The sequence below is a fragment of the Agrobacterium rubi TR3 = NBRC 13261 genome (assembly GCF_000739935.1).
Lineage (GTDB): Bacteria > Pseudomonadota > Alphaproteobacteria > Rhizobiales > Rhizobiaceae > Agrobacterium > Agrobacterium rubi.
This window is the reverse complement of sequence record NZ_BBJU01000009.1, coordinates 1-11,155: the sequence shown is the minus strand read 5'-3', so window position 1 is coordinate 11,155 and position 11,155 is coordinate 1. Positions and strand designations below refer to the sequence as shown.

The 11,155-nt window shown below is 58.2% G+C and carries 10 protein-coding genes; 3 read left to right on the top strand and 7 right to left on the bottom strand.

What is annotated here, in order from left to right; translation table 11 throughout:
* Positions 1–30: 30 nt before the first annotated feature.
* On the bottom strand, positions 31–981 hold the full coding sequence (locus RRU01S_RS07990) for a LysR substrate-binding domain-containing protein (protein WP_045229759.1): 951 nt from the start codon (positions 979–981) through the stop codon (positions 31–33).
* 191 nt (positions 982–1,172) lie between these two features.
* Here RRU01S_RS07990 and RRU01S_RS07985 point away from each other — a divergent pair, with 191 nt between their 5' ends.
* On the top strand, positions 1,173–1,454 hold the full coding sequence (locus tag RRU01S_RS07985; RefSeq protein ID WP_045229757.1) for a DUF1127 domain-containing protein: 282 nt from the start codon (positions 1,173–1,175) through the stop codon (positions 1,452–1,454).
* 102 nt (positions 1,455–1,556) lie between these two features.
* Here RRU01S_RS07985 and RRU01S_RS07980 read toward each other — a convergent pair whose 3' ends face one another.
* The 6 genes from RRU01S_RS07980 to RRU01S_RS07955 form a co-directional block, all read right to left on the bottom strand.
* On the bottom strand, positions 1,557–2,930 hold the full coding sequence (locus RRU01S_RS07980; protein WP_045229756.1) for a glutamate--cysteine ligase: 1,374 nt from the start codon (positions 2,928–2,930) through the stop codon (positions 1,557–1,559).
* A 138-nt stretch (positions 2,931–3,068) separates the two neighbouring features.
* The gene (locus tag RRU01S_RS07975) at positions 3,069–3,806 is read right to left on the bottom strand and encodes a 16S rRNA (uracil(1498)-N(3))-methyltransferase (protein WP_045229755.1); all 738 of its coding nucleotides are present in this window, start codon (positions 3,804–3,806) and stop codon (positions 3,069–3,071) included.
* Between the two features lie 36 nt (positions 3,807–3,842).
* Positions 3,843–5,357, bottom strand: a complete 1,515-nt coding sequence (locus RRU01S_RS07970) for an inorganic phosphate transporter (protein ID WP_045229754.1) — start codon at positions 5,355–5,357, stop codon at positions 3,843–3,845.
* A gap of 57 nt (positions 5,358–5,414) precedes the next feature.
* A complete protein-coding gene (locus RRU01S_RS07965) occupies positions 5,415–5,924 on the bottom strand; it encodes an NUDIX hydrolase (RefSeq protein WP_045229753.1) in 510 nt (169 codons plus the stop codon).
* A gap of 200 nt (positions 5,925–6,124) precedes the next feature.
* Positions 6,125–6,865 carry an HAD-IIB family hydrolase gene (locus RRU01S_RS07960; protein WP_045229752.1) on the bottom strand — a complete coding sequence of 247 codons (741 nt, stop codon included), beginning with the start codon at positions 6,863–6,865 and terminating at the stop codon, positions 6,125–6,127.
* Positions 6,862–8,199, bottom strand: coding sequence for a glycosyltransferase family 4 protein (locus RRU01S_RS07955; protein WP_045229751.1), 1,338 nt, complete (start codon positions 8,197–8,199; stop codon positions 6,862–6,864). Before RRU01S_RS07955 ends, RRU01S_RS07960 begins: the two co-directional genes overlap by 4 nt.
* A 299-nt stretch (positions 8,200–8,498) precedes the next feature.
* Here RRU01S_RS07955 and RRU01S_RS07945 point away from each other — a divergent pair, with 299 nt between their 5' ends.
* Complete coding sequence (locus RRU01S_RS07945; RefSeq protein WP_045229749.1) at positions 8,499–9,938, top strand: FAD-binding oxidoreductase; 1,440 nt, start codon at positions 8,499–8,501, stop codon at positions 9,936–9,938.
* Between the two features lie 5 nt (positions 9,939–9,943).
* Complete coding sequence (gene glcE, locus RRU01S_RS07940) at positions 9,944–11,137, top strand: glycolate oxidase subunit GlcE (RefSeq protein ID WP_045229758.1); 1,194 nt, start codon at positions 9,944–9,946, stop codon at positions 11,135–11,137.
* Positions 11,138–11,155 lie beyond the last annotated feature (18 nt).

The window sequence follows — 11,155 nt, the reverse complement described above, 5'->3', positions numbered from 1 at the left end:
GTCACCTATTGTCTAGCGACCAAACACCCATCACCACCCCGGCGCCAACTGCCCCGTCCTGACCCGCGCCAGCTTTGGAAACTGCTTGATATCCTCATCCAGCTCATCCGGCGGTGATGCCAGCGAGATGTTGTCCAGACACGCGGTAATGTGGTCGGTGATGGCGTTGATGAGTGACGGCGACAGGCCGGGGCGCTTCATCAGGCCGATCTGTACGGGCGGCAAAGGCGGGAAGCCGTCTGCTGCGGTCAGCACCTTCATGCCCGTTCGAAGGGTCGATTCCGGCAGCACAGAGACTGCCATGCCCGCCAGAACGGCAGCAGCGATGACGGTGGACGACCAGCTTGTGAACAGAACCTGATAATCTCGCCCATCGGCATCCAGCGCCGAAGCAGCCAACTGTCGCCATTGGCAATCGCGCCGCCCAACGGCGAGCGGAACCGGCACATCGTCGCGCAGCGGATGGTTGGCAGAGGCCACCCAGCAGAGCGGCTCGGTGCGAACGATATCGGAGGCACGGGCGCGTGGATTGTGGGTCACCAGCGCGATATCCAGCTCTCCGCGCGCCATCTTCTCCGCAAGGCTGACGGAGGGCTCACAGACAATGTAGAGCTCCACATTCGGATGCGTCTTGGCGAAACGACCGATGATCTCGGGCATATAACGGTCTGCGTAATCATCCGGCGTGCCGATACGCAGCGTACCTTCCAGCCGGTTGTCATCGAAGGCGGCCACGGCTTCGTTGTTGAGGCGAATGATGCGGCGGGCATAATGCATCAGTTTTTCGCCTTCCGCCGTCAGCCTGTTACCGCGTCCGTCCTTCGCGAAAAGCTGTTTTCCCAGCCGCTCTTCCAGCCGTCGCATCTGCATCGAGACGGCGGATTGCGTCTTGAAAACGCGGTCTGCGGCTTTGGTGAAGCTGCCGGAATCGATGATGGCGATGAAGGTGTGCAATTGGTCAATATCGAGGGGTGCGGACATGGCGTGCCATCCATAAGAATGATTGATGCGTGACATTAGAAACATTCGTTGGACTGATCAATGGTCTTGCGACATTTTGACGCTCGAAACACCGAACAACCAAATGGTCATCCGCCGATGACCGAACCGGCGGCCTCACACGTGGGTGTGCAGGCAGTGCCTCATCGTGCCTAAAATGAAGGGATAGTGTCATGCGCACGGCAGAACGGAAGATGGAACTGGGTTTGATCGCACCACGCACCGCGACCTTTGAACAGGTTGTAGAGAGTGCCGGCAAAGGCTTCCTGACGTTTCTGCGCCGAATTTCCAATCGCATCGCTGCCAACAGGCTCGTGGAGATGGATGACCATCAACTCGCCGATATCGGCCTGACACGCAGCGATCTTAAAAAGGCGCTCGATACGGGCCTCATGGAAGATCCCACAACACGGCTTGCCCGCTGTGCCAGAATGGCCGCCGCAAAAGCCCTGTAAGCCAAGGCCTCAATTCGTTTCCCCCGCAGGGTGATTTGCCAATAAGCCCTGCATTTGCCCGGTGCTAGCCCTCGAGCTGCACCGGGTTTTTTGTGGGTTCGCCTAGTATTGGTACTCGTCAAACACCGGCAAGACCGACTGGTTCCAGCGGCCATTGTAAGCAGCCAGCAGATCCTCGGCCATGGTCGCTTTCTTCGCCAGAACTTCGTCCAGCGGGTTCAGGAACACGCTTTCGTCCTGTCCGTCTTCGTTGAGACGCTTGCGGTTGCGCAGGCCATCGCGGGAGATCGAGACGGTTTCGCGCGCAACATCCAGCAGGGAGCGACCTGCGACTGTCGCCTTCAAACCTTGAACCGGTACGGTGTCGCGCATGGCGATAACGTCTTCGACGGTCCAGTCCTTCGTCAATTCGTCGGCAGCGGTCAGCGCGCTGTTATCATAGAGCAGGCCGACCCAATAGGCGGGCAGGGCACAGATGCGACGCCATGGGCCGCCGTCGGCTCCACGCATTTCAAGGAAGCGCTTGAGGCGCACATCCGGAAACAGCGTCGACAGATGGTTGGTCCAGTCGCCCAGGTTGGGCTGCCATTCGGCAATCTGGCCCTTCAGCGCGCCATTCATGAACTGGCGGAAGGTCATGTCGGTACAGTCACGATATCGGCCATCGCGCACGATGAAATACATCGGCACATCCAGCGCCCATTCGACATAATGCCGGAAGCCGAAATCCGCCTCGAAGGTGAAGGGCAAAACGCCGGAGCGGCGGTTGTCGGTATCGCGCCAGATATCGCCGCGCCAGGATAACAGCCCGTTCGGCTTGCCCTCGGTAAAGGGGGAGGAGGCAAACAGCGCGGTGGCGAGCGATTGCAGCTTCATTGACACGCGCATTTTGCGGCGCATGTCGTCTTCCGACGAAAAGTCGAGGTTCACCTGAATGGTGCAGGTGCGGTACATCATATCCAGACCCTGCGTCCCAACCTTGGGCATATAGCGGGTCATGATGGCGTAGCGGGATTTCGGCATCTGCGGGGTTTCATCGAGCGTCCACAGCGGGCTGCCACCAATGCCGAGGAAACGGATGCCCATGGGCTCGGCAATCTCGCGCACGGTCGCCAGGTGACGATTGGATTCCTTGCAGGTCTCGTGCAGGGTTTCCAGCGGCGCGCCGGAGAGTTCGAACTGGCCGCCGGGCTCGATGGAAATTGCACCCATGCCGGATGGTTCGCTCAGTCCGATGATGTTGCCCTCATCGATGATGGGCTCCCAGCCCAGTTTCGCCTGCATGCCTTTCAGCAGCGCGGAAATACTGGCATCGCCGAAATACGGAACGGGCTTGTTGCCATCTCTGAAGAAGGCGAATTTCTCGTGCTCGGTGCCGATGCGGAATTTCTCAACGGGCTTGCAGCCTTCGGCCAGATAGTCGATCAATTCCTGTGCGGAGGAAATGGGTGTCTGGTCGGTCGTGTCGCGGGCCATGAAGTTACCTTGTGGTCGATGATGCCGTTCGGGCTTTGAATTCGCTGATAGGGTGCCGCATCGCTGCACGCAAATGAATTTCTTTTAAGCATGGTTTGAGCGCGTTTGTTTTGCGCCGTGGCCATGCTCCGTAGTCCACTATTTCCAATCACCCAGGGTGGCCTGAATGACCGCAAGTGCGGCCACCGCTGCCGTATCCGCCCGCAAAATGCGCGGACCGAGCGGAATGGGCGTAACGGATGGATGGTTGCGCAGCAATTGCCGCTCCTCTTCCGAAAACCCACCCTCTGGCCCAACAAGCAAGGCGATCTGTCTCTCCTCTATACGGTTGAGAACAGGCAACGGATTTTGCCCTTCGTCACCCTCGTCACAATAAATGATGCGCCGCGCGGCAGGCCATGTTTCCAGGAGGTCTTTCAGCTTGATGGGTTCTTCAACCTCCGGCACGGCCAGAATGCCGCATTGCTCCGCCGCTTCCACCACATTGGCGCGCAGCTTGTCGAGATTGGTGATCTTGCCCTGAACATGCTGCGTCATGACGGGCTGAAGCAGGCCAGCCCCCATCTCCACGGCCTTTTGCACCAGATAATCCATACGGCCGGTTTTCAGCGGGGCGAAAAGATAGTGGAGGTCCGGTGCGGCAGGCTGTGGCCGCGTCTGCTCGGTGGCCGTCAGCACGATTTTCTTGCGCGTTGGGTAGGAAAGCTGCGCCTTCCACTCGCCATCGCGCCCGTTGAACAGCAGGATTTCCGTCGCTTCCGGCATGCGCAGCACATTGGCGAGATAATTGAACTGGTCGCTGGTGGCCTCGAAAGCTTCACCGGCATTGAGGGATTGGCCGACGAAAAGCCGTTGCATTCGAAAATTGGCGCGCATGTTTCTCTTTGATATTTCGGGCAGACATCGCTGCCACTAGAGCCTGATGAAAAGAATATACATGATTCCGTAACAGCCTGCCGACAATGCCGCGCTGGTCGGAACGGTAATGATCCAGGCGGCGACGATGGTCATGAAGTGCGAGCGGCGCACCAGATAACGACGGCGAACCTCGGAGGAATTTTCATTGTCTTCGCCAGTTTCGCGTTGCCCATTGCCGGTTTCCGAACGCGCGGGTTCGAGCTGGCGTCGGGCATTTTGCGTGTACCACTCACGAAAGAAGCCGACCCCGAAGACGGCACCGATGGCGGTGTGCGTCGTGCTGACAGGCATGCCGAAGCGGGAGGCGACGAGAACGGTGAGAGCGGTCGAGACCGATACGCAAAAGGCGCGCATGGGGTTGAGCTTGGTGATCTGCTCGCCCACCAGCCGGATCAGCCGCGGCCCGAACAACAAGATGCCGCAGGACAGGCCGAATGCGCCGATCAGCATCACCCATTGCGGTGCGCGCGCAGTCTCACCGACGATAACACCCTGTGTGGCGCGCACGATGGCAACCACGGGGCCGATGGCATTCGAAACATCATTGGCGCCATGGGCAAACGACATCAACGCTGCCGCCAGAATAAGCGGCCACTGAAACATCTTGCGCAGAGACTGGTTGCGGTTCTCAAGGCCCTGCGATTGCCTGGCAATCAAGGGAATGCATAGACGCCAGCTCAAAAGGCCAACCGCCAGCCCTGATAAGACCGCTGTTCCAAACGAAATGGTGACAACCTGATGGAACCCCACCCAGATGAGATAGGCGGTAAAGACACCGCTCATGATGCCGATCAGCACAGGCACCCAGATTTGTGCAGCAGCGATCTTGTCGTCACGATAGATGATGAATTTCTTGATGAAGGCCAGCAGGAGAATGGCGAAGAAAGCGCTGATGAAAGGCGTCGCGACCCAGGTCATGGCGATGCCGCCCAGCGAAAACCAGTCGACCGCGCCAAAGCCATAGGCAGCGGTACCCGCGCCAGCCACGCCGCCGACGACGGTATGCGTGGTGGAGATCGGGGCTTTCAGATAGTTGGACAGATTGACCAGCAGGGCCGCTGTTATCAGCGCCGACAGCATCGCCCATGCGAAGATGGAACTGTCGGGGATTGTTCGGATGTTGATAATCCCGCTGGATATCGTTTCCACGACATTGCCGCCGGTGATCACCGCCCCCATGACTTCACAGATGGCACCGATGATCAGTGCTACCGCAATCGGCATCGCCTTGGCACCAACCGCAGGGCCGACATTGTTGGCCACATCCTTGGCGCCGATGTTCATCGCCATGTAAGCACCGATGATCACGGCCGCAAAGACGATCATGCCGCCGGGCTGTCCGATGACGAAGACACTGGCAACCAGCGCGGAGATGATCAGGAAAAGCAGGCCGAAACCTTGTGCCGTCAGACCACGGCTGAGATGATAGCTCGCTTCCTCGACAAGCGAAAGCTTATCCAGATCCTTGTCCAGGGTCGGCTTCATTCGGTTGTGGGGTGTTTGCGCCATCTGTCTGCTTTCGGCTGCGGTATGACCGCATGTGCAGGCGCAGGCGGTTGGTCTGATTTATAGATTGACGATTTTCTGCGTCGGATGCTGTTGCGTTTGCGCCATTTGCTTGTCGAAAGAAAGGAAAAGTTCCTTTAGCTCCGGCTCGTTGACGCGGCGCGACGCTTCCTGTGGCGTAACCCACTCCAGCTTGCGGCTTTCCCTTTCAGGGAAATTCTTCACCAGATCGACGACCTCGAGAAGATGCACCTGCACCCGGCAAAGAACCTTTACGCCATTGCGCAGCTTCTTGTCGTAATCGAAAAATCCGAAATGGGCCTTCTCGACACGCCCGCGCACGCCCGCCTCTTCGAAGGCTTCCCGCTCGGCAACCGCATGTGCCTTCTTGCCCTCCATCGGCCAACCCTTTGGAATGACCCAACGACCGGTATCCCGGCTGGTCAACAGAAGGACTTCGATCTCGCCACTCTTCTTCCCGCGACGATAACAAAGCGCTGCATATTGCTGCCGCGGAGGGCGGCGCAAAATCAAGCAGACGTCATTTGCAAGTCGGGTCAGAAGATTCAATTCATGAAGTCCTTATGTATTTAAATTCTAATATACGCGGTGTCCGGCGTGATAGCCAGATAGGCCTTCGCCAACACAACGTATGGTATTAAACGATTCGCTTAATTGTCCGGCTGTGACGGGCCAAGGTCAATGCTACCTGAGCAAAGGCTCAAGCATTTTTGATGTTGAACACATATTTGATGTGATCGAAGCAGGCCCTAAAGGGACATCCAGTGCTTCAGACCCGATATAACGCCGTCTGCCTCTTTTTCAAGTACGCAGACGATATTGCTGTGCTGAGCGGCAAGCGCTTTCAGCTCGGGCAAGGCGTTGGCAACGGCTATGCCGCGCACGCTAGGCAGTTCGAACATCGCCCTGTCATTGCCTGTATCTCCAGCAACAACAACCTCATCCAGGCCGATTTCGAGATGATCGCAAAGCCATGCGATTGCTGCTCCCTTGTCGGCTGCAAGGGGCAGAATATCCAGATCACGATTGCTTGAATAGACGATACGCGCGTCGATCCCATGGTCCGTCAGCCGTTTTTCGATCGCGGAAAGATCAGCCTCGCTGGCATCGTGCAGGTACCAGCTGGATTTCAAGCCGTGCTGGTAACGCTCCGGTTGAATGCTCATTCCGGGAATATCTGAGACCAGCGATAGAATCTTGTCCGTGTCGAAGGCGTGCCCGAGAGACGCCGTGTAAGCCTGCCGCAATGAGGGTTGTTCACGGCAAGACAGCATCGTTCCAACGCCGCCGATGACGTAATCCGGTGCGGGCAAAGGCGCCTCTTCCATCAATTCGAATTGATCGTCCAGAAGGCGCCCGCTGTTGAACACCAGCAGCGGGCGGCTGTCCTCCGGCAGGGATTGCCAGAAATCGCGAAAACGGGCCGTTGCGGCGTCATCGCCAACAACGGTCCCATCAAGATCGGTTGAGAAGAGACGAACCGGTTTCAATCGCCATCATTCCATGGTTCGGCCCAATCGGACTCTTCTAGGACAGGCATCATCGGACGCCCCTCGACGACGGCCAGAAGCTGCTGGGCAATGCCGGTCCACGTGAACAGGCTGCGAGCCTTGTGAGCGCCCATGCGCGACAGGCGACCATAAAGCCGTTCATGCTTGAACGGCTTCATCATGGTGATGCCGAGATCTTCCTTGTCGAAAGGATCGGCAAACAATGCATGACGTCCATAGCTGACGGCACGGAAGAGACCACCATGAATGGTGACGACTGTGGGCGTGCCACTCGCCATCGCTTCGATTGCGGTCATGCCGAAGGGCTCGTATCGGCTGGAGAGCACGAACAGGTCAGCTGCACGGTAGATATCCGGTAGGTCCTCATCGGCGACGTAGCCGGAGAAGATGACCTTGTCCCCGAGGTTCAGGGATTTCACCCGATCCTTCAGCTGGTTGAGGATCGTTGTTTCCTGCTCGTCCATGTTCTCGCCGCCCACGGCAAGATGCAGGCGCGCTTCCGGCTCGCGTTCGGCCAGCACGGAAAAGCCGTCGATCAAGAGATCATAGCCTTTGTTGGTGGCCAGACGTCCAAGCGCGAGCACCGTCTTGCCCTCGAAACCGAAGCGCTGACGCAGCATCTGGCGCGAGCCTTCCGACACGGGGAAGAAGCGGTTGTCATCATAACCCGGCGGGATCATGTGGATGTGTTTGCGCTTCAAGCCGTAATCTTCGATCAGCACGTCCAGCTGCACCGGCGTCGTGGCGATGACCATATCGCAGCTGCGATAGATGATCAGTTCGTGCTGGATGCGCTCCTTGAAGTTGAACTCCAGCTCGAAGGTGTCAGCCTTCTCGGGGTAGTCCGTTTCCATCTGGCGCTTTTTCCAGATGCCGATGGAGTGTGGCGTATGGAGATGCGGAACCTTCAAGGCTTCGGACAGGCGTTGGCCTGCCACGCCTGCATCCCAGTAATGGCTGTTGATGAAGGTATAGGCGAGGTCGTTTTTCTTCATGAAACGGAGCGCGTTTTCGCACCATTCCATCATGTGACGGTGGAGGTATTCTTTCGGAATGAAGTCTTTGCCGCCGCACGGAATGCGCACGACACGCACGCGTTCATCGACGTCGTCAATCTCTGGCTGGTCTTCGAACTGGCGGGTATAGAGGTCGACAGTGTAACCAAGCTGGCCGAGTTTCTTGGCGAGTTCCAGGACATAAACGACCTGTCCGCCGGTATCTGCTGCGCCAAGTGGCGGGTGTGCGGCTACGTAGCCATGTGTCGATATGAGTGCTATCCGGGGATAGCGTTCAGTTTCGCTCAAGGTGATCATAGCGTCCCATCGTAGTAAAAATTTCCAGTTAACTAATTTAAAAGCGCCTGAAGCTGGAAAAGTTCCATCAAAAGACGATAAAAATTCCGAAATATGGTATCAGTAGGGCGTAAGGCCTAATCTCCAATGAGGCTATGGCAGTGGCTCTCCGGTGTAGGAAGCCGCAAAACCGGGTGACGGCGCAGCCAAAAGCCTCGATGAACTCGGCATCAGATATCGCCACGCCTTGCGTCGCGACAATAAACCCTCGTAACATCATGTCGATCTGTCGCTTGGGTTGGGAGGCCTGTGAAGTACGAATGTCGCAAACCATTGAGTTTTTGAAGCCACGCTCCTCCGTGCTCGACAACCGCGCCAGGATCGTCGCGGACCTTGCCGATCTGCTGCCGCCGGACTGTCTGGTTCACGAGCCGCGTGAACTGGTGCCGTTCGAGACGGATGCCTTCGTCTCCTATCGGCGTGTGCCGCTTGCCGTTGTCTTGCCGAAGACCACGGAGCAGGTCTCCGCCGTCATGAAATACTGCCATCGCTATGGCATTCCCATCGTGCCACGTGGGGCGGGGACCTCGCTGTCCGGTGGCGCCATACCGCAGGAGGATGCGGTGGTGATCGGCCTGTCGAAAATGTCTGCCATTCTCGACCTCGACTTTTTCAACCGCACCGCCACCGTGCAGGCTGGCGTCACCAATCTTTCGATTTCCGACGCTGCGGGCCCGGAAGGCTTTTTCTATGCGCCCGACCCCAGTTCGCAGCTCGCCTGCACCATCGGCGGTAACATCGGCATGAACTCCGGCGGGGCGCATTGTCTGAAGTACGGCGTGACCACCAACAATCTGCTGGGCGTCAAAATGGTGCTGGTGGATGGCACGGTGCTGGAAGTGGGCGGCAAACATCTGGATGCGGCGGGTTACGATCTGCTCGGCCTGATCTGCGGTTCGGAAGGCCAGCTTGGGATCGTCACCGAAGCGACGGTTCGGCTGATTGCCAAGCCGGAAGGTGCACGACCTGTTCTCTTCGGGTTCGAAACCTCCGATCAGGCCGGTTCATGCGTGGCTGATATCATCGCGGCGGGCATCATTCCCGTTGCAATCGAGTTTATGGACAAGCCTGCCATCGAGATTTGTGAAGCCTTCGCCAAGGCCGGGTATCCGCTGGATGTCGGTGCGCTGCTGATCGTCGAGGTGGAAGGGTCCGAGGAAGAGATGGACGCCATGCTGGCCGACATCGTGTCCATTGCCCGCAGGCATGCGGTAAAGACGGTGCGCGAATGCCAATCCGCCACGGAAGCCGCCGCCATCTGGAAAGGCCGCAAATCCGCCTTCGGAGCCACGGGCCGCATTGCCGATTACATCTGCATGGATGGCACGGTGCCGCTCAGCCAGTTGTCCTATGTCCTAAAGAAGACCGGCGAAATCATCGATAGCCTCGGCCTTCGCGTCGCCAATGTCTTCCACGCCGGTGACGGCAACATGCACCCGCTCATTCTGTTCAATGCCAATGACCCGGAAGAAGTGGCGAAAGCAGAAGAAGCCGGTAATCAAATTCTGCGCCTCTGCGTCGATGCGGGCGGTTGCCTGACGGGGGAACACGGCGTCGGCATCGAAAAGCGTGACCTCATGCGCCACCAATATTCCGATGCCGATCTGGCACAGCAGATGGCGGTGCGCTCGGCCTTTGACGAGGGCTGGATTCTCAATCCATCCAAGGTCTTTCCATTGGAAGGACGGCCTGCAACATGAACGACATGCTTCTGCCTAGCACCGAAACCGAAGCTGCCGATATGATCCGCGATCATGCGCAGGCCAGCCGGGCGCTGGCGATCTTCGGCGGCAACACGCGCTCGGGCTTCGGCAATCGCGTCAAGGCCGAGGTTTCGCTTTCCTCACGCAACATCACCGGAATCGTCGCCTATAACCCCGCCGAAATGGTGATGACGGTCAAAGCCGGAACACCCGTTGCAGAAGTCGAGGCCGCATTATCGGCGGCCAACCAGATGATGGCTTTCGAACCCATGGACCACCGCGCCGTGATGGGCACCGTGGGCGAGCCGACAATCGGCGGCGTGTTCGCTGCCAACGTCTCCGGCCCGCGCCGCTTCGTGGCGGGTGCCGCGCGTGACAGCCTGCTGGGCATCCGCTTTATCAACGGCCAGGGTGAAGCCATAAAGGCGGGCGGTCGGGTGATGAAGAATGTCACCGGGCTTGATCTGGTCAAGCTTCTGGCGGGCTCTTACGGCACGCTCGGCTTCCTCACCGAAGTCACATTCCGCGTCCTGCCGGTGCCGCCTGCGCAAACCACGCTCGTCATATCCGGTCTTGAAGACGAGGCCGCAACCCATGCCATGGCCGCCGCCATGGCGACCAGCGTCGAGGTCTCCGGCACCGCGCATCTGCCGGAAAGCGTCAAATCGCGGTTTCTGGACGGATCGCTGCCGGATGGTGCAGCAACCGTTCTGCGGCTCGAAGGTCTTGCCGCGTCGGTAAAAGCGCGGTCGCAGAAATTGCAGACGATCCTTTCCGGGCTTGGTCCTTCCATCTTTCTCTCCGAGGACGACAGCAAAACCCTGTGGCGGGAAATCCGTGACGTGACGCCCTATGCAGCCAATCTTGCAAAACCACTCTGGCGCGTCTCCGTCACCCCCTCCCAAGGCCACAAGCTGGTGGCAGCACTGCGACTGGATGCGGGTATCGATGCATTCTACGACTGGCAGGGCGGATTGGTGTGGATGCAGATGGAGGCGCAGCCGGAAGCAGAGCTTTTGCGACATTACGTTAAAGCGGTCGGTGGCGGTCATGCGACATTAATACGCTCGGAAGTGCGGGAAGGCATTACGGCGTTTGAGCCGCTTTCGCCGGTGGAGGCAGCACTTTCCAGTCGCATTAAGGCAAAGCTTGATCCGGCAGGGATTTTTAATCCGGGGAGGATGGGAATATCGTGATGGTCGAAGTCTTGGCTT

Bases quoted from the DNA above. Each gene is read 5' to 3' on its own strand.
- RRU01S_RS07945 (WP_045229749.1), top strand. From the start codon at position 8,499: ATGTCGCAAACCATTGAGTTTTTGAAGCCACGCTCCTCCGTGCTCGAC.
- RRU01S_RS07985 (WP_045229757.1), top strand. From the start codon at position 1,173: ATGCGCACGGCAGAACGGAAGATGGAACTGGGTTTGATCGCACCACGC.
- RRU01S_RS07990 (WP_045229759.1), bottom strand. From the start codon at position 981: ATGTCCGCACCCCTCGATATTGACCAATTGCACACCTTCATCGCCATC.
- glcE (WP_045229758.1), top strand. From the start codon at position 9,944: ATGCTTCTGCCTAGCACCGAAACCGAAGCTGCCGATATGATCCGCGAT.
- RRU01S_RS07975 (WP_045229755.1), bottom strand. From the start codon at position 3,806: ATGCGCGCCAATTTTCGAATGCAACGGCTTTTCGTCGGCCAATCCCTC.
- RRU01S_RS07970 (WP_045229754.1), bottom strand. From the start codon at position 5,357: ATGGCGCAAACACCCCACAACCGAATGAAGCCGACCCTGGACAAGGAT.
- RRU01S_RS07955 (WP_045229751.1), bottom strand. From the start codon at position 8,199: ATGATCACCTTGAGCGAAACTGAACGCTATCCCCGGATAGCACTCATA.
- RRU01S_RS07980 (WP_045229756.1), bottom strand. From the start codon at position 2,930: ATGGCCCGCGACACGACCGACCAGACACCCATTTCCTCCGCACAGGAA.